Consider the following 19,194-nt stretch of genomic DNA (forward strand, 5'->3'; position numbering starts at 1 on the left):
ATAAAACAATGGGGATTAGCCAAGTCGGTAAGGCAACGGACTTTGACTCCGTCATTCACAGGTTCGAGTCCTGTATCCCCAGCCATATATGACCCATTAGCTCAGTCGGTAGAGCACCTGACTTTTAATCAGGGTGTCCCGCGTTCGAGTCGCGGATGGGTCACCAACAATCTGGAGGGGTGTCCGAGTGGCTTAAGGAGCTGGTCTTGAAAACCAGTGACTCCGCAAGGGGCCGTGGGTTCGAATCCCACCTCCTCCGCCAAATTATGGAGAAGTACTCAAGTAGGCTGAAGAGGACGGTTTGCTAAACCGTTAGGTCGGGTTTACCGGCGCGCGGGTTCGAATCCCGCTTTCTCCGCCATAACTTGGGCCTTTAGCTCAGTTGGTCAGAGCGTCCGGCTCATAACCGGCAGGTCCGGGGTTCGAATCCCTGAAGGCCCACCAAGTTAATAAAATCACATTTATATTTTAGGGGTATAGTTCAGTTGGTAGAACGACGGTCTCCAAAACCGTATGTCGTGGGTTCAAGTCCTGCTACCCCTGCCATATATAATCGGGGTGTAGCGCAGTTTGGTAGCGCATCTGGTTTGGGACCAGAGGGTCGCGGGTTCAAATCCTGCCACCCCGACCATTATTTGGGCGCATAGCTCAGCTGGGAGAGCACCTGCCTTACAAGCAGGGGGTCACAGGTTCAAGTCCTGTTGCGCCCACCAAGTTATTTGCTTATGTGCAAATAAACTATCATTTAAAATATGGTCCAGTAGTTCAGTTGGCTAGAACGCTAGCCTGTCACGCTAGAGGTCGAGGGTTCGAGTCCCTTCTGGATCGCCATTATGCCCAGATAGCTCAGTCGGTAGAGCAGGGGACTGAAAATCCCCGTGTCGGTGGTTCGATTCCGCCTCTGGGCACCATTTATTATCTAATTCATTAGGTAATGATAAAAGTTGCTGAAAAACAGCGGCGAAAAAAATGTCGAAAAAAGTGTTGACAAGATGAAAAAGATTTGATATAATAATTCTTGTCGCTAAAACGACAGAGAAAACTTTGGACATTGAAAACTAAACAGTGTAAGGAATTAAACCTTAGTTTGATATAATTCAAGCTAAAGAAGTAATAAACGCCAGATTTTTTTTAAGAGTTTGATCCTGGCTCAGGATGAACGCTGGCGGCGTGCTTAACACATGCAAGTCGAGCGAGAAGGTTATGACTGATTCTTCGGATGAAGGATTAACTGGAAAGCGGCGGACGGGTGAGTAACGCGTGGGTAACCTGCCTTGTACAGAGGGATAGCCACTGGAAACGGTGATTAATACCTCATAAAACTATAGCGTCGCATGGCGCATTAGTCAAAACTCAGGTGGTACAAGATGGACCCGCGTCTGATTAGCTAGTTGGTGGGGTAAAGGCCTACCAAGGCGACGATCAGTAGCCGACCTGAGAGGGTGATCGGCCACACTGGAACTGAGACACGGTCCAGACTCCTACGGGAGGCAGCAGTGGGGAATATTGCACAATGGGCGAAAGCCTGATGCAGCAACGCCGCGTGAGTGAAGAAGGCTTTCGGGTCGTAAAACTCTGTCCTAAGGGAAGAATAATGACGGTACCTTAGGAGGAAGCCCCGGCTAACTACGTGCCAGCAGCCGCGGTAATACGTAGGGGGCAAGCGTTATCCGGAATCACTGGGCGTAAAGGGTGCGTAGGCGGCCAAATAAGCCAGAGGTGAAAGGCTACGGCTCAACCGTAGTAAGCCTTTGGAACTGTATGGCTTGAGTGCAGGAGAGGAGAGTGGAATTCCTAGTGTAGCGGTGAAATGCGTAGATATTAGGAGGAACACCAGTGGCGAAGGCGACTCTCTGGACTGCAACTGACGCTGAGGCACGAAAGCGTGGGGAGCGAACAGGATTAGATACCCTGGTAGTCCACGCCGTAAACGATGAGTGCTAGGTGTCGGGGGTTCACACCCTCGGTGCCGGAGTTAACGCATTAAGCACTCCGCCTGGGGAGTACGGTCGCAAGACTGAAACTCAAAGGAATTGACGGGGACCCGCACAAGTAGCGGAGCATGTGGTTTAATTCGAAGCAACGCGAAGAACCTTACCAGGACTTGACATCCCTGTGACCGGTACTTAATCGTACCTTTCCCTTCGGGGACAGAGGAGACAGGTGGTGCATGGTTGTCGTCAGCTCGTGTCGTGAGATGTTGGGTTAAGTCCCGCAACGAGCGCAACCCTTGTCTTTAGTTGCCAGCAGGTTAAGCTGGGCACTCTAGAGAGACTGCCGGTGACAAACCGGAGGAAGGTGGGGATGACGTCAAATCATCATGCCCCTTATGTTCTGGGCTACACACGTGCTACAATGGCTGGTACAACGGGAAGCGAATGAGTAATCTGGAGCGAATCCCAAAAAGCCAGTCCCAGTTCGGATTGTGGGCTGCAACTCGCCCACATGAAGTTGGAGTTACTAGTAATCGCGGATCAGAATGTCGCGGTGAATGCGTTCCCGGGTCTTGTACACACCGCCCGTCACACCATGGGAGTTGGGGGCACCCGAAGTCAGCTATCTAACTTTTTAAGAGGAAGCTGCCGAAGGTGAAATCAATGACTGGGGTGAAGTCGTAACAAGGTAGCCGTATCGGAAGGTGCGGCTGGATCACCTCCTTTCTAAGGAGAAAACCTTACACTGTTTAGTTTTGAATGTCTAAGGACATTCAAATTTTGTTCTTTGAAAACTGAACAATGGAGAGAAACAGAATTGCTATAAAAGCAATTTCACTGAGTTAATTTAACTTTTGTAAAAAGGTTTTATTGACTAATATAATGGTCAAGTTATTAAGGGCATAGGGTGAATGCCTTGGCACCAGGAGCCGATGAAGGACGTGGTAAGCTGCGATAAGTCTCGGGTAGCTGCAAGCAAGCTTTGATCCGGGAATTTCCGAATGGGGAAACCCATCTAAGTAAACCTTAGATACCTTCTGCTGAATACATAGGCAGTTGGAGGCAACCAGGGGAACTGAAACATCTAAGTACCCTGAGGAAGAGAAAGAAAAATCGATTCCCTCAGTAGCGGCGAGCGAAAGGGGAAGAGCCCAAACCTAGAGCTACGGCTTTAGGGGTTGTGGATAGAGCCATAAAGAGGAAGGTATTCTAACCGAAGAGGTCTGGAAAGGCCCACCGCAGAAGGTGAAAGTCCTGTAGGTGAAAGAAGAAGATCCTTGGCACTACTCCAGAGTACCACGAGGCACGTGAAACCTTGTGGGAAGCTGGGAGGACCACCTCCCAAGGCTAAATACTACCTGGTGACCGATAGAGGATAGTACCGTGAGGGAAAGGTGAAAAGAACCCCGGGAGGGGAGTGAAATAGAACCTGAAACCCTATGTCTACAAGCAGTGGAAGTTCTTTATATGAACGACCATGTACTTTTTGTAGAACGGGCCAACGAGTTACGGTATGCAGCAAGGTTAAGGACCTTTGGTCTGGAGCCGCAGCGAAAGCGAGTCTTAACTGGGCGAATTTAGTTGCATGCCGTAGACCCGAAACCGGGTGACCTATCCATGGGCAGGATGAAGCGAAAGTAAAATTTCGTGGAGGTCCGAACCGTTTAGCGTTGAAAAGCTATCGGATGACCTGTGGATAGCGGAGAAATTCCAATCGAACTCGGAGATAGCTGGTTCTCCCCGAAATAGCTTTAGGGCTAGCCTCAGATTTAGAGAAACGGAGGTAGAGCACTGAATGGCCTAGGGGGCTTCACCGCCTACCGAAGCCTATCAAACTCCGAATGCCGTATTCTTTTATCTGGGAGTCAGACTGCGGGTGATAAGATTCGTAGTCGAGAGGGAAACAGCCCAGACCATCAGCTAAGGTCCCTAAATACAGATTAAGTGGGAAAGGATGTGGAGCTGCTTAGACAACTAGGATGTTGGCTTAGAAGCAGCCACTCATTTAAAGAGTGCGTAATAGCTCACTAGTCGAGTGGCTCTGCGCCGAAAATTACCGGGGCTCAAATCTGTTACCGAAGCTATGGCTTGCCGTATGGCAGGGGTAGGGGAGCATTGTATATCGGCTGAAGCTGTACCGTAAGGAGCAGTGGACTTTATACAAGAGAGAATGTTGGCATAAGTAGCGAGAGGTAGGTGAGAATCCTACCCGCCGAAAACCTAAGGTTTCCTGAGGAAGGCTCGTCCGCTCAGGGTAAGTCGGGACCTAAGCCGAGGACGAAAGTCGTAGGCGATGGACAACAGGTGAAGATTCCTGTACCACCACTTTATCGTTTGAGGAATGGAGGGACGCAGGAGGATAGGCAAAGCCCACGGTTGGTTGAGTGGGTTCAAGCCCGTAGGGAGCAGAGATAGGCAAATCCGTCTTTGCAATCCTGAAAGGTGATGAGGAGCGAAAAATAAGTAGCGAACTTGCTGATTCCACACTGACAAGAAAAGCTTCTACCGAGATAAAAGGTGCCCGTACCGTAAACCGACACAGGTAGGTGAGGAGAGAATCCTAAGGCGAGCGAGATAACTACTGTTAAGGAACTCGGCAAAATGACCCCGTAACTTAGGGAGAAGGGGTGCCACGTTAGGGTGAATAGCCCGAGGTGGCCGCAGAGAATAGGCCCAAGCGACTGTTTAGCAAAAACACAGGTCTCTGCTAAATCGAAAGATGATGTATAGGGGCTGACGCCTGCCCGGTGCTGGAAGGTTAAGGGAAGTGGTTAGCGTATGCGAAGCTGTGAACCGAAGCCCCAGTAAACGGCGGCCGTAACTATAACGGTCCTAAGGTAGCGAAATTCCTTGTCGGGTAAGTTCCGACCCGCACGAAAGGCGTAACGATTTGGGCACTGTCTCAACAGTAGGCTCGGTGAAATTGTAGTACCGGTAAAGATGCCGGTTACCCGCAGCAGGACGGAAAGACCCCGTGGAGCTTTACTGTAGCTTGGCACTGGATTTTGGTATTGCATGTACAGGATAGGTGGGAGACTTAGAAGCATGGACGCCAGTTTGTGCGGAGTCGTTGTTGGGATACCACTCTTGTAATACTGAAGTTCTAACCAGAGACCGTGATCCGGTCTTGGGACACTGTCAGGTGGGCAGTTTGACTGGGGCGGTCGCCTCCCAAAAAGTAACGGAGGCGCCCAAAGGTTCCCTCAGCGCGGTTGGAAATCGCGCGAAGAGTGCAAAGGCAGAAGGGAGCTTGATTGCGAGACATACAGGTCGAGCAAGGACGAAAGTCGGGCTTAGTGATCCGGTGGTTCCGAGTGGAAGGGCCATCGCTCAACGGATAAAAGCTACCCCGGGGATAACAGGCTTATCTCCCCCAAGAGTCCACATCGACGGGGAGGTTTGGCACCTCGATGTCGGCTCGTCTCATCCTGGGGCTGTAGTAGGTCCCAAGGGTTGGGCTGTTCGCCCATTAAAGAGGCACGCGAGCTGGGTTCAGAACGTCGTGAGACAGTTCGGTCCCTATCCGCTGTGGGCGCAGGAAATTTGAGAGGAGCTGTCCTTAGTACGAGAGGACCGGGATGGACGTACCTCTGGTGCATCAGTTGTTCCGCCAGGAGCACCGCTGAGTAGCTATGTACGGAAGGGATAAGCGCTGAAGGCATCTAAGCGCGAAGCCCACCTTAAGATAAGATTTCCCATCCATTTATGGATTAAGACCCCAGAAAGACTATCTGGTTGATAGGCCTAAGGTGTAAGGGCAGTAATGTCTTTAGCTGATAGGTACTAATAGGTCGAGGACTTGACCATACTTTCCATTGTTCAGTTTTGAGAGAATAAAGTAATTTATTATCTCTAACTTAAAATTAAATTAATGACATTTATTCGCTTAAAAGCGAAAAATCCGGTGGCAATAGCGAAGAGGATACACCTGTTCCCATATCGAACACAGAAGTTAAGCTCTTCAGCGCTGATGGTACTTGGCGGGCAGCTGCCTGGGAGAGTAAGTCGTTGCCGGTTTGTGAAAGAGCCAGAAGACAAATTACTTCTGACTCTTTTATTTATCTAATAAAGGTTAAAGTTGCATATATGATTTAAAAAATATGCAATAAATACCAATTGACAAAGTAATAAAAGCATGGTAACATATTGTTTGTCGCTGAAAAACAGCGGCGAAAAAAATGTCGAAAAAAGTGTTGACAAGATGAAAAAGATTTGATATAATAATTCTTGTCGCTAAAACGACAGAAAAAAACTTTGGACATTGAAAACTAAACAGTGTAAGGAATTAAACCTTAGTTTGATATAATTCAAGCTAAAGATAATAAACGCCAGATTTTTTTTAAGAGTTTGATCCTGGCTCAGGATGAACGCTGGCGGCGTGCTTAACACATGCAAGTCGAGCGAGAAGGTTATGACTGATTCTTCGGATGAAGGATTAACTGGAAAGCGGCGGACGGGTGAGTAACGCGTGGGTAACCTGCCTTGTACAGAGGGATAGCCACTGGAAACGGTGATTAATACCTCATAAAACTATAGCGTCGCATGGCGCATTAGTCAAAACTCAGGTGGTACAAGATGGACCCGCGTCTGATTAGCTAGTTGGTGGGGTAAAGGCCTACCAAGGCGACGATCAGTAGCCGACCTGAGAGGGTGATCGGCCACACTGGAACTGAGACACGGTCCAGACTCCTACGGGAGGCAGCAGTGGGGAATATTGCACAATGGGCGAAAGCCTGATGCAGCAACGCCGCGTGAGTGAAGAAGGCTTTCGGGTCGTAAAACTCTGTCCTAAGGGAAGAATAATGACGGTACCTTAGGAGGAAGCCCCGGCTAACTACGTGCCAGCAGCCGCGGTAATACGTAGGGGGCAAGCGTTATCCGGAATCACTGGGCGTAAAGGGTGCGTAGGCGGCCAAATAAGCCAGAGGTGAAAGGCTACGGCTCAACCGTAGTAAGCCTTTGGAACTGTATGGCTTGAGTGCAGGAGAGGAGAGTGGAATTCCTAGTGTAGCGGTGAAATGCGTAGATATTAGGAGGAACACCAGTGGCGAAGGCGACTCTCTGGACTGCAACTGACGCTGAGGCACGAAAGCGTGGGGAGCGAACAGGATTAGATACCCTGGTAGTCCACGCCGTAAACGATGAGTGCTAGGTGTCGGGGGTTCACACCCTCGGTGCCGGAGTTAACGCATTAAGCACTCCGCCTGGGGAGTACGGTCGCAAGACTGAAACTCAAAGGAATTGACGGGGACCCGCACAAGTAGCGGAGCATGTGGTTTAATTCGAAGCAACGCGAAGAACCTTACCAGGACTTGACATCCCTGTGACCGGTACTTAATCGTACCTTTCCCTTCGGGGACAGAGGAGACAGGTGGTGCATGGTTGTCGTCAGCTCGTGTCGTGAGATGTTGGGTTAAGTCCCGCAACGAGCGCAACCCTTGTCTTTAGTTGCCAGCAGGTTAAGCTGGGCACTCTAGAGAGACTGCCGGTGACAAACCGGAGGAAGGTGGGGATGACGTCAAATCATCATGCCCCTTATGTTCTGGGCTACACACGTGCTACAATGGCTGGTACAACGGGAAGCGAATGAGTAATCTGGAGCGAATCCCAAAAAGCCAGTCCCAGTTCGGATTGTGGGCTGCAACTCGCCCACATGAAGTTGGAGTTACTAGTAATCGCGGATCAGAATGTCGCGGTGAATGCGTTCCCGGGTCTTGTACACACCGCCCGTCACACCATGGGAGTTGGGGGCACCCGAAGTCAGCTATCTAACTTTTTAAGAGGAAGCTGCCGAAGGTGAAATCAATGACTGGGGTGAAGTCGTAACAAGGTAGCCGTATCGGAAGGTGCGGCTGGATCACCTCCTTTCTAAGGAGAAAACCTTACACTGTTTAGTTTTGAATGTCTAAGGACATTCAAATTTTGTTCTTTGAAAACTGAACAATGGAGAGAAACAGAATTGCTATAAAAGCAATTTCACTGAGTTAATTTAACTTTTGTAAAAAGGTTTTATTGACTAATATAATGGTCAAGTTATTAAGGGCATAGGGTGAATGCCTTGGCACCAGGAGCCGATGAAGGACGTGGTAAGCTGCGATAAGTCTCGGGTAGCTGCAAGCAAGCTTTGATCCGGGAATTTCCGAATGGGGAAACCCATCTAAGTAAACCTTAGATACCTTCTGCTGAATACATAGGCAGTTGGAGGCAACCAGGGGAACTGAAACATCTAAGTACCCTGAGGAAGAGAAAGAAAAATCGATTCCCTCAGTAGCGGCGAGCGAAAGGGGAAGAGCCCAAACCTAGAGCTACGGCTTTAGGGGTTGTGGATAGAGCCATAAAGAGGAAGGTATTCTAACCGAAGAGGTCTGGAAAGGCCCACCGCAGAAGGTGAAAGTCCTGTAGGTGAAAGAAGAAGATCCTTGGCACTACTCCAGAGTACCACGAGGCACGTGAAACCTTGTGGGAAGCTGGGAGGACCACCTCCCAAGGCTAAATACTACCTGGTGACCGATAGAGGATAGTACCGTGAGGGAAAGGTGAAAAGAACCCCGGGAGGGGAGTGAAATAGAACCTGAAACCCTATGTCTACAAGCAGTGGAAGTTCTTTATATGAACGACCATGTACTTTTTGTAGAACGGGCCAACGAGTTACGGTATGCAGCAAGGTTAAGGACCTTTGGTCTGGAGCCGCAGCGAAAGCGAGTCTTAACTGGGCGAATTTAGTTGCATGCCGTAGACCCGAAACCGGGTGACCTATCCATGGGCAGGATGAAGCGAAAGTAAAATTTCGTGGAGGTCCGAACCGTTTAGCGTTGAAAAGCTATCGGATGACCTGTGGATAGCGGAGAAATTCCAATCGAACTCGGAGATAGCTGGTTCTCCCCGAAATAGCTTTAGGGCTAGCCTCAGATTTAGAGAAACGGAGGTAGAGCACTGAATGGCCTAGGGGGCTTCACCGCCTACCGAAGCCTATCAAACTCCGAATGCCGTATTCTTTTATCTGGGAGTCAGACTGCGGGTGATAAGATTCGTAGTCGAGAGGGAAACAGCCCAGACCATCAGCTAAGGTCCCTAAATACAGATTAAGTGGGAAAGGATGTGGAGCTGCTTAGACAACTAGGATGTTGGCTTAGAAGCAGCCACTCATTTAAAGAGTGCGTAATAGCTCACTAGTCGAGTGGCTCTGCGCCGAAAATTACCGGGGCTCAAATCTGTTACCGAAGCTATGGCTTGCCGTATGGCAGGGGTAGGGGAGCATTGTATATCGGCTGAAGCTGTACCGTAAGGAGCAGTGGACTTTATACAAGAGAGAATGTTGGCATAAGTAGCGAGAGGTAGGTGAGAATCCTACCCGCCGAAAACCTAAGGTTTCCTGAGGAAGGCTCGTCCGCTCAGGGTAAGTCGGGACCTAAGCCGAGGACGAAAGTCGTAGGCGATGGACAACAGGTGAAGATTCCTGTACCACCACTTTATCGTTTGAGGAATGGAGGGACGCAGGAGGATAGGCAAAGCCCACGGTTGGTTGAGTGGGTTCAAGCCCGTAGGGAGCAGAGATAGGCAAATCCGTCTTTGCAATCCTGAAAGGTGATGAGGAGCGAAAAATAAGTAGCGAACTTGCTGATTCCACACTGACAAGAAAAGCTTCTACCGAGATAAAAGGTGCCCGTACCGTAAACCGACACAGGTAGGTGAGGAGAGAATCCTAAGGCGAGCGAGATAACTACTGTTAAGGAACTCGGCAAAATGACCCCGTAACTTAGGGAGAAGGGGTGCCACGTTAGGGTGAATAGCCCGAGGTGGCCGCAGAGAATAGGCCCAAGCGACTGTTTAGCAAAAACACAGGTCTCTGCTAAATCGAAAGATGATGTATAGGGGCTGACGCCTGCCCGGTGCTGGAAGGTTAAGGGAAGTGGTTAGCGTATGCGAAGCTGTGAACCGAAGCCCCAGTAAACGGCGGCCGTAACTATAACGGTCCTAAGGTAGCGAAATTCCTTGTCGGGTAAGTTCCGACCCGCACGAAAGGCGTAACGATTTGGGCACTGTCTCAACAGTAGGCTCGGTGAAATTGTAGTACCGGTAAAGATGCCGGTTACCCGCAGCAGGACGGAAAGACCCCGTGGAGCTTTACTGTAGCTTGGCACTGGATTTTGGTATTGCATGTACAGGATAGGTGGGAGACTTAGAAGCATGGACGCCAGTTTGTGCGGAGTCGTTGTTGGGATACCACTCTTGTAATACTGAAGTTCTAACCAGAGACCGTGATCCGGTCTTGGGACACTGTCAGGTGGGCAGTTTGACTGGGGCGGTCGCCTCCCAAAAAGTAACGGAGGCGCCCAAAGGTTCCCTCAGCGCGGTTGGAAATCGCGCGAAGAGTGCAAAGGCAGAAGGGAGCTTGATTGCGAGACATACAGGTCGAGCAAGGACGAAAGTCGGGCTTAGTGATCCGGTGGTTCCGAGTGGAAGGGCCATCGCTCAACGGATAAAAGCTACCCCGGGGATAACAGGCTTATCTCCCCCAAGAGTCCACATCGACGGGGAGGTTTGGCACCTCGATGTCGGCTCGTCTCATCCTGGGGCTGTAGTAGGTCCCAAGGGTTGGGCTGTTCGCCCATTAAAGAGGCACGCGAGCTGGGTTCAGAACGTCGTGAGACAGTTCGGTCCCTATCCGCTGTGGGCGCAGGAAATTTGAGAGGAGCTGTCCTTAGTACGAGAGGACCGGGATGGACGTACCTCTGGTGCATCAGTTGTTCCGCCAGGAGCACCGCTGAGTAGCTATGTACGGAAGGGATAAGCGCTGAAGGCATCTAAGCGCGAAGCCCACCTTAAGATAAGATTTCCCATCCATTATGGATTAAGACCCCAGAAAGACTATCTGGTTGATAGGCCTAAGGTGTAAGGGCAGTAATGTCTTTAGCTGATAGGTACTAATAGGTCGAGGACTTGACCATACTTTCCATTGTTCAGTTTTGAGAGAATAAAGTAATTTATTATCTCTAACTTAAAATTAAATTAATGACATTTATTCGCTTAAAAGCGAAAAATCTGGTGGCAATAGCGAAGAGGATACACCTGTTCCCATATCGAACACAGAAGTTAAGCTCTTCAGCGCTGATGGTACTTGGCGGGCAGCCGTCTGGGAGAGTAAGTCGTTGCCAGTTTGTAAATAGTGAAACCTGAAAAGAATTTTTCTTTTCAGGTTTTTTCTTTTTTTGCAACTTATGATATTGAAATAAGAAATATCTAGGTTCTATTATTTTTTAAAATTAGGGAATCAGACACAATATCTTTAATTAATAAGTAAAAAATCACTAGTAAAAAACAGTGGAGTTTTATTAGTAAAACTTATTAAATTTTTAGTAAAAAAGTGGAATTATTTATTGATGATCGAATATTTTATAACATATAGAAAATTATAGACTTCTTAAACTGTGGATAAATATAATTTGCGTTATGTATATAGAGTTCATATAGAAAAAGTTAACCTTGAGAATCTGTATAAAAGACTTTTTTATAATATAGAAATCGTGACATAGATTTGTAAGCAATTTTCACATAGATTAAAATTTTATTTTGAGCAATTATAATTCTTTTGTTGAGTACAGAAAACTAAAGATGTGAGGTGTAATATGGTTACAATAAAAGATATTGCGGAAAGAGCAGGGGTTTCGATATCAACTGTTTCAAGGACTTTAAATCAAGATAAAAACCTATCAATATCTGATGAAACTAGGCAGAGAATCCTTGAGATAGCAGAGGAGCTTCAATACAAGACTAGAAAGGAACGTAACAAGTACAGGAAGCAAGTAGTAAAGCAAAAACATAATGTAGGACTTTTGCTATTATATTCCCAAAGAGAAGAGCTTAACGATCCCTACTATTTATCTATAAGACATAGCATAAAGGAAGAGAGTATGCAGATTGGATTTAATATAATAGAGATGTTTTATGACTGTGAGAACAATAAAAATATAAAGAAACACTCCTTAAAAGGGTTAATTGTTGTTGGGAGCCAGGCCCAGTACGAAAAAATAGATTGTAATGATGTACTTGAGGAAATAGAGCACATTGTTTTTGTGGACTTTAACCCTGAAATTGAATCTGCCGATTCTATTTTAATGGACTTTGAAAGAACCGTTAAAGAGGCAATATATTACTTAATAGGTTCAGGCCATGATAAAATTGGATTTATTGGTGGAAAAGAGCTTCATAATGAGGTATTAAGCAATTCTTCTCCTGAAAAGATTCATGATATAAGAGAACATATATATTACGAAACTTTGAATAAGGAAAAGAAATATGATTTAAGATATGTATGTGTTGAAGGGCAATATTCATGCGAACAAGGATATGAGTCAATGAAAAGATTGATAGATCAAGAGGATATGCCTACAGCCGTTTTTATTGCAAGTGATACTATGGCTATTGGAGCATTAAAGGCGTTGAGAGAAAAAGAAATAAGGGTTCCGGAGGATGTATCTATAGTTAGCTGTAATGATATACCTACTGCAGAGTTTGTTATGCCAGCCTTAACAACTATTCGAGCCAATACTGAGCTAATGGGAATTATGGCTGTACGTACTATGAAAGAGCGAATGGTGAATGAGAGGTGCATAGGAATAAAGGTTTCAATACCTACAAAATTAATATTTAGACAGAGTAGTGGTAAAGTAAGTTCTCAAAATACCTAGAAAAGTTCTATATTTCTATGTCAGACTATCAACAACCATAATGAATTATAGATAAAGTTTCCTTGTAGAAGTTTTAGAAAGGAGTGATAACAAGTGAATATGCTAAGATTCCGTACTAATGATTGGGAAAATATCGATGTTTTACAAAGAAATAGGATGAAAAGTCGAAGTTTTTTTGTTCCACATGATGATGTAAATAGAGCTTTGACCTATGAAAAAGGTATGTCCTCTTCTTTTCTCTTGTTAAGTGGCATATGGCATTTCTATTATGCCGATTCTCCAGCAGAAATACCGAGGGAATGTACGGATAAAAATTATTCAACCCACAACTGGAATAAAATTAACGTTCCTAGTAATTGGCAGCTTGAAGGATATGATAAGATGCATTACACAGATTATCATTATCCGTTTCCAATAGATCCTCCAAATGTTCCTACTCAAAATCCGACGGGAGTTTATAAAAGAAAGTTTACTATTCCAATAGGCTGGAAGAATAAAAGGGTAATTTTAAGATTTGAGGGAGTTGACAGTGCTTTTCATGTTTGGATAAATGGAGCTGAGGCTGGTTATAGCCAAGGTAGTAGATTGAGCTCTGAGTTTGACATAACTGATCTTATAAAAGCCGATGAAAATGATTTAACAGTAATCGTATATAAATGGTCCGATGGAAGCTACCTTGAAGATCAGGATATGTGGTGGCTAAGTGGAATATTTAGAGATGTATCTCTAATATGTAGAGAATCTGTTCATGTGTTTGATTATTTTGTTAGAACAGACCTTGATGATGCCTATAAGAATGCAGAATTAGATGTAACCGTGGAGATACTCAACTCCCAAACTGAAGTTATAAAAGATCATGAAGTATGTTTTGAATTACTTGATGAGTTTCATGCGAAAGTAATGGGGGCTAAGGTATCGGAGATCAATGTAGACGGTGGAGAAAATAGAAGAATTAATATAAAATACGATATTAAAGATCCCAAAAAGTGGACTGCTGAAGCCCCAAATCTATACAATTTGCTTATTGTTTTAAAGGATAGCAATGGCCAAACTATTGAGACTATATCTCAAAGAGTAGGCTTTAGAAAAATAGAAATAAAGAATGGACTGATAACTGTTAATGGCACCGCTATAATGTTGAAGGGTGTAAATAGGCATGACCATCATCCAGACTTAGGAAGAGTTGTGACCTATGAAATAATGAAACAGGATATTATCATGATGAAAAAGCATAATATTAATGCAGTTAGAACTGCCCACTATCCAAATAGTCCAGACTTTTATGACTTATGTGATGAGTTCGGCTTATATGTTATTGATGAATCCGATCTAGAGTGCAATGGATTTGAATTAATAGGAAATATAAGCATGCTTAGTGATGATATAAATTGGCAAAAAGTCTATGTTGACCGTACTGAAAGAATGGTTCATAGAGATAAAAACCATCCATCTATTATCATGTGGTCCTTAGGTAATGAGTCAGGCTTTGGAAGGAACTTTGTAGAAGCAGCTAAAGTTTGTAAAGAAATAGATGATACTAGACTTATACATTATGAAGAGGATAGGGAAGCAGAGATCAGCGATGTTTTTAGCACTATGTACACAAGGGTTGAAGACCTTATAAAGCTTGGAGAACTTAAAGATATTGATAAGCCCCATATTATATGTGAATATGCCCATGCTATGGGTAATGGACCTGGCGGATTAAAGGAGTATTGGGATGCTTTTTATAAATATGAAAGACTTCAAGGCGGTTTTATCTGGGAATGGATTGATCACGGTATAAGGCAGAGGGATGAAAAAGGTAATGAATACTTTGCCTATGGAGGTGATTTTGGTGATGAACCGAATAACTCCAATTTCGTAATCGATGGTCTAGTTATGTCCGATAGAAAACCATCCCCTGGACTTATAGAGTTAAAAAAAATCATTGAGCCTATAAGGGTAGAGGTATTGGATATACATAAAGGAAAGTTTTTAATCCATAATTTATATGATTTTAACTCATTAGATCACTGCCTTTTAACATGGAATATTACAAAAGAAGATACGATTTTAAAATCAGGATGTACATCTCTTTCTGGTTTTAGGAGCAAAAAGAAAAAAGAAATTACCTTAGATTATAGTATGTCAGATATCATTGATTCGCGATATGATTATTGGCTGAATATTTCATTTGTCTTAAATCGGAAGGTATCATGGGCCGATGTAGGTCACGAAATAGCATGGACACAGCTTAAAATACTTGAAGGCAAAAATCAACCCAATAAGAGAAATGAAAATCCTATAGTCGTTGAAGAGGAAAACAATGAAATTATAATAAACGGAATGAATTTTAAAGTAGCTTTTCACAAGATTTATGGAAACATAACAAAGTGGAAATATAATGGGATGGATCTGATTATCGATGGGCCGAAACTGAATTTTTGGCGAGCTCAGATAGACAATGATATGCATGTCTCAAAGGAATGGAAAGAAAAGCTTTTACATCTACTTCAGGAAAAAGTTTTTTCAGTAGATTACAAGATATATGACAATATGGTCAAGCTAGATATACAAGCCCAGATTGCACCACCAACCTTTAAATGGGGAATGAAATGTAACTTCTCATATTTAATAAATGGAAATGGAGTTATAACAATTAAAACAAAGGGGAAACCCTATGGAGAAGTACCTTCTATGATTCCTAAAATCGGATTCAAAACAAAAATAAATCAAAGCCTTGAAAATGTAACTTGGTATGGAAGAGGTGATGGAGAAAGCTATAGTGATAGCAAGGAAGCAAATCCCTTTGGTGTATATACGAAGTATGTTGAAGACTTATATACTCCCTATGTATACCCACAGGAAAACGGTAATAGAACCGATGTGAAATGGGTGTCCTTAACGGATACGAGAGGAATGGGTTTGTTGGTAGTAGGAGAGGAGCCCATCAACTTTAGTGCCCACTATTATGAAGCAGAAGATTTTGAAAAAGCTAAGCATACTGTTGATTTAAAGAAGAGAGACTTTATATCATTTAATATAGATTATATGCAAAATGGTCTGGGGAGTGCGAGCTGGGGACCGGAGCAGCTTCCTCAATATAAACTGGAACTTAAGCCCTTTGAATTTACAATAGCTTTAAAGGCATTTTCAAAGGAAGAAGTTTCAGAAATAGAATTGAGTAAAGAATTATTATAACAAAGGGGCCTTAGAAAATGATTGAAAGTAAAGAGAATATAAAAAGGAAAGAGGGTTTAAAACATAACATTATAAAAACAATCAAAAATCTTAGAGTTACTAAAAAAACTGCGCCCTATTATTTTTTATCACCGATTCTAATAATATTTTGCATATTTATGATTTATCCAATAATAGATTCTCTTTTCTTGAGTTTTAAGGAATTTAAATATGGCGAATACAATTTTGTTGGACTCAGAAACTATATAATGTTATTTAAGGATGAAATATTTATTAAATCTCTAAAAAACACATTTACTTATCTAATAATACAAGTGCCTATAATGATAATGTTAGCATTAATCTTTGCCGTAGTATTAAATCAGCAATTCTTGAAATTCAAAGGCTTTTTCCGAATATCAATTTTTATGCCGGCCATCACTGGACTGGTTGCCTACGCACTAATATTCAAGTTATTGTTAAATAGCGACTATGGACTAATAAATCACTTCTTAAAAGCCCTTGGATTTCATGGAGTAGATTGGCTCAGCAGACCTTTAAGTGCAAAGGCTTCAATAATGATTGCTATTACATGGAGATGGACAGGATATAATATGGTAATTATGATAGCAGGCCTTCAGAGAATTCCCTATGAAATATATGAGGCATGTGATATAGACGGAGCAAACAGATTTCAAACATTTATGAAGATTACACTTCCTCTTATGAAGCCCATTATATTATTTTGTGCCATAACTTCTACCATTGGAACATTACAATTATTTGATGAAGCCTATATCTTGACAAATGGCGGACCCGATAATGCAACTACTACAGTAGCTCATTATTTATATAATCAAGGCTTTAGGTATCTCAAATTTGGTTATGCAGCAGCCATGAGCTATATACTTGTTGGGATAATAGCAATACTTTCCTTAATTCAATTTAAAATAGCGGGGAGTGATAGCTAATGGTTAAAGTAAATAGAAAGCCCAGAGACTCAGGAGTATTAGTAAAGATTATAACCTATATATTGTTATTTGCAGTAGTATTTATATCATTATTTCCATTCTATATGATGTTCGTATCTTCTACATTGTCTAATAAAGAAATACTCACAGAAAGACCAAGACTAATATTTGGATCTAATTTAGTTAACAATTATAAAAATCTCAATGATAGATTTAATGTGATGAAAATTCTATTCAATTCTATATTTATTACCATAATCTATACTATTTTATCACTGTTGCTGCACTCTATGGCAGGATACGCCCTTGCTAAGTTTGAATTCAAAGGAAAGAATCTCATTTTTAGTATAATACTTATTACTTTAATGATTCCATTACAAGTACTGCTTATTCCACTATTTAAGATGATGAACAGCATAGGGTGGCAAAATTCATATCAAGCCGTAATAGTACCATCTCTAGCAAATGCCTTCGGAATTTTCTTGATGAGACAAAATATGATTTCTTTTCCAGACTCCTTAATCGAAGCAGCAAGAATAGATGGAAGTGGAGAATTTGCTATATTTTTTAAAATAGTACTACCAACTATGAGACCTGCAATAGGAGCTCTCGGAATATATAACTTTATGGCGCAATGGGGTAACTTTATGTGGCCATTGATTATTTTAAGCACAAAGGATAAGTATACTCTACCGGTGGCCTTAGCAGCTTTAGAAGGGCTTCAGAGAAAGGACTTTGGAGTGATTATGTTTGGATCAACAATTGCAACCATACCGATTATGGTTATATTCCTAATATTCCAAAGGCAGTTTATATCTGGAATGCTAGGAGGGTCTGTTAAGGGCTAGACCTCTAATCGAATTAAATGTATAGGATCTACTATGATTTTACTTGTTGTGCTAGTTCCTGAGCAGCGGACTTTTAATATTTCCTTTTCGTTCATGCAATCAGCCTGTTTTTATATATAGTTTTGAAGGAAAAAAAAGTCGGATAAAAATCACTCAAATGAAATATCAAAAGTCCTTGAGGATATCAAAGATCGAGATGTTGCTTACTGGTACAATAGGTTAATTGCTATAAAATATAAAAGTTAGGGGGAGAAGGAATGAGATTTAAGAAGCTAGTATCAATTTTACTTGTAGCCATGATGATATTTTCATTGGCTGCATGTGGGCAAGGCGATGAGCCGGCAAACAATAGTACTGCTGACAGCAATTCGGGAGCGGCTGAGAGTAAAGAAGAAGGATTGTCAGGAACAATTGTAGTATGGAGCTGGGATGTTGCTTTAAAGTCTCTTCAAGTGGCAGCTGAGAATTTTAAGAAGATACATCCTAATGTAGAGTTCCAATTTGAAGACATGGGTACCGATCAAATCTATGACAAGATGCTTACTGGTCTTGCATCAGGTACTGGACTACCCGATGTTGTATCATTAGAGGGTGAACGGGTACCTCTATATGCGTCAAAGTTTCCTAAAGGATTTGTAGATTTGACGGATGTAGTTGAAGAGGATCATTTCTTACCTGTGAAGATGGCTGAAGTTACTGTAAATGGAAAGGTAATGGCTTTTCCTTGGGATGCAGCACCATGCGGTCTATTTTATAGAACAGATTTATTTGAACAGGCAGGGGTAAAGCCAGAGGATATAAAGACATGGGACGATTATATTGAGGCTGGAAAAAAATTAGATAAAATTGGTGTTAAGATGCTTCCATTAGCTGTATCTAAGAATGACACAGTATTTAGACTTATCCTTAACCAACTAGGAGCCTTCTATTTTGATGGAGAGGGTAAAACCGTACTAGATAGTGAGGCAGCCGTTAAGGCTATGACAATTGTTAAAAAGATGTATGATGCAAATATCACCTATGACAATGTTAACTGGGACGGGTTAGTAACATGTACAAAGGAAGGAAAGGTAGCTACTGTTGTGAATGCCGTTTGGTGGGCAGGGACACTACAGGATGAATGTGACAACTTAAGTGGCAAATGGGCCGTGATGGAATTGCCTTTAGCTGAAGCAGGAGGAAAGATCGGTGCTGTAAATGGCGGTTCTAATATAGTAATACCATCGGCATCACAAAACAAAAGAGCTGCCGTGGAATTTGTAAAGTTTGCTATGACCGATAAAGGCTCAGTAATCAAAGGGTTCTCGGACTATGGACTGTACCCATCCTATATACCAAGCTACTCAGATCCTATTTTTAATTCAGAAGTAGAGTACTTTAATGGTCAAAAAATATGGAAACTGTTTACCGAAGCTGGTAAAGAAGTTCCTAGACTAAACTTTACGGAGAACTTTGCTGAAGTTAATGATTTAGTTGTAGATGCTCAAGCCCGGATTACATTGAAGGGAGCCGAAGTGGAGGCTACCATGGACGAATTACAAAAGGGCGTTGTAAATAAATTAGGTAAGTAGAGGTAACGGTGTCTTACAAT

The 19,194-nt window shown here is 43.2% G+C and carries 5 protein-coding genes, 10 tRNA genes and 6 rRNA genes; all 21 read left to right on the forward strand.

Going from position 1 to position 19,194, the window contains the following annotated elements:
• Nucleotides 1-9 precede the first annotated feature (9 nt).
• The 21 genes from R9X47_RS16870 (at nt 10) to R9X47_RS16970 (ending at nt 19,174) form a co-directional block, all read left to right on the forward strand.
• Nucleotides 10-85, forward strand: a tRNA-Gln gene (locus tag R9X47_RS16870).
• A 5-nt stretch (nt 86-90) separates the two neighbouring features.
• Nucleotides 91-166, forward strand: a tRNA-Lys gene (locus R9X47_RS16875).
• A gap of 7 nt (nt 167-173) precedes the next feature.
• Nucleotides 174-262: transfer RNA gene (locus R9X47_RS16880), tRNA-Ser, on the forward strand.
• Nucleotides 263-268: 6 nt separating this feature from the next.
• Nucleotides 269-361, forward strand: a tRNA-Ser gene (locus tag R9X47_RS16885).
• A 6-nt stretch (nt 362-367) separates the two neighbouring features.
• Nucleotides 368-444 (forward strand) — tRNA-Ile (locus R9X47_RS16890).
• A 26-nt stretch (nt 445-470) separates the two neighbouring features.
• Nucleotides 471-546 (forward strand) — tRNA-Trp (locus tag R9X47_RS16895).
• A gap of 8 nt (nt 547-554) precedes the next feature.
• Nucleotides 555-631 (forward strand) — tRNA-Pro (locus tag R9X47_RS16900).
• A gap of 6 nt (nt 632-637) precedes the next feature.
• Nucleotides 638-713: transfer RNA gene (locus R9X47_RS16905), tRNA-Val, on the forward strand.
• Between the two features lie 41 nt (nt 714-754).
• Nucleotides 755-831, forward strand: a tRNA-Asp gene (locus R9X47_RS16910).
• Nucleotides 832-835: 4 nt separating this feature from the next.
• Nucleotides 836-911 (forward strand) — tRNA-Phe (locus tag R9X47_RS16915).
• 216 nt (nt 912-1,127) lie between these two features.
• A 16S ribosomal RNA gene (locus tag R9X47_RS16920) occupies nt 1,128-2,660 on the forward strand.
• A 158-nt stretch (nt 2,661-2,818) separates the two neighbouring features.
• Nucleotides 2,819-5,741 (forward strand): 23S ribosomal RNA (locus R9X47_RS16925).
• A gap of 93 nt (nt 5,742-5,834) precedes the next feature.
• A 5S ribosomal RNA gene (rrf, locus tag R9X47_RS16930) occupies nt 5,835-5,951 on the forward strand.
• Nucleotides 5,952-6,269: 318 nt separating this feature from the next.
• Nucleotides 6,270-7,802: ribosomal RNA gene (locus R9X47_RS16935) — 16S ribosomal RNA — on the forward strand.
• Nucleotides 7,803-7,960: 158 nt separating this feature from the next.
• Nucleotides 7,961-10,882 (forward strand): 23S ribosomal RNA (locus tag R9X47_RS16940).
• 93 nt (nt 10,883-10,975) lie between these two features.
• Nucleotides 10,976-11,092 (forward strand): 5S ribosomal RNA (gene rrf / locus R9X47_RS16945).
• Together the 16S, 23S and 5S rRNA genes with 10 tRNA genes alongside form the textbook arrangement of a ribosomal RNA operon.
• A 468-nt stretch (nt 11,093-11,560) precedes the next feature.
• The gene (locus tag R9X47_RS16950) at nt 11,561-12,622 is read left to right on the forward strand and encodes a LacI family DNA-binding transcriptional regulator (protein ID WP_432662210.1); all 1,062 of its coding nucleotides are present in this window, start codon (nt 11,561-11,563) and stop codon (nt 12,620-12,622) included.
• Between the two features lie 99 nt (nt 12,623-12,721).
• Entirely contained in the window at nt 12,722-15,805 is a 3,084-nt protein-coding gene (ebgA, locus tag R9X47_RS16955) for a beta-galactosidase subunit alpha (protein ID WP_432667646.1), read from the forward strand.
• A 17-nt stretch (nt 15,806-15,822) separates the two neighbouring features.
• Nucleotides 15,823-16,755 carry a carbohydrate ABC transporter permease gene (locus R9X47_RS16960; protein WP_432662211.1) on the forward strand — a complete coding sequence of 311 codons (933 nt, stop codon included), beginning with the start codon at nt 15,823-15,825 and terminating at the stop codon, nt 16,753-16,755.
• Nucleotides 16,755-17,603, forward strand: a complete 849-nt coding sequence (locus R9X47_RS16965; protein ID WP_432662212.1) for a carbohydrate ABC transporter permease — start codon at nt 16,755-16,757, stop codon at nt 17,601-17,603. The genes R9X47_RS16960 and R9X47_RS16965 overlap by 1 nt, the downstream gene beginning before the upstream one ends.
• Nucleotides 17,604-17,860: 257 nt before the next feature.
• Nucleotides 17,861-19,174 (forward strand): ABC transporter substrate-binding protein, encoded by a 1,314-nt coding sequence (locus R9X47_RS16970; RefSeq protein ID WP_432662213.1) that lies wholly within the window; start codon nt 17,861-17,863, stop codon nt 19,172-19,174.
• Nucleotides 19,175-19,194: the final 20 nt, after the last annotated feature.

The organism is Wukongibacter baidiensis, assembly GCF_050888315.1.
In the GTDB taxonomy this organism is placed as follows: domain Bacteria; phylum Bacillota; class Clostridia; order Peptostreptococcales; family Caminicellaceae; genus Wukongibacter; species Wukongibacter baidiensis.

Bases quoted from the DNA above. Each gene is read 5' to 3' on its own strand.
- R9X47_RS16960 (WP_432662211.1), top strand. From the start codon at position 15,823: ATGATTGAAAGTAAAGAGAATATAAAAAGGAAAGAGGGTTTAAAACAT.
- R9X47_RS16970 (WP_432662213.1), top strand. From the start codon at position 17,861: ATGAGATTTAAGAAGCTAGTATCAATTTTACTTGTAGCCATGATGATA.
- ebgA (WP_432667646.1), top strand. From the start codon at position 12,722: ATGCTAAGATTCCGTACTAATGATTGGGAAAATATCGATGTTTTACAA.
- R9X47_RS16965 (WP_432662212.1), top strand. From the start codon at position 16,755: ATGGTTAAAGTAAATAGAAAGCCCAGAGACTCAGGAGTATTAGTAAAG.
- R9X47_RS16950 (WP_432662210.1), top strand. From the start codon at position 11,561: ATGGTTACAATAAAAGATATTGCGGAAAGAGCAGGGGTTTCGATATCA.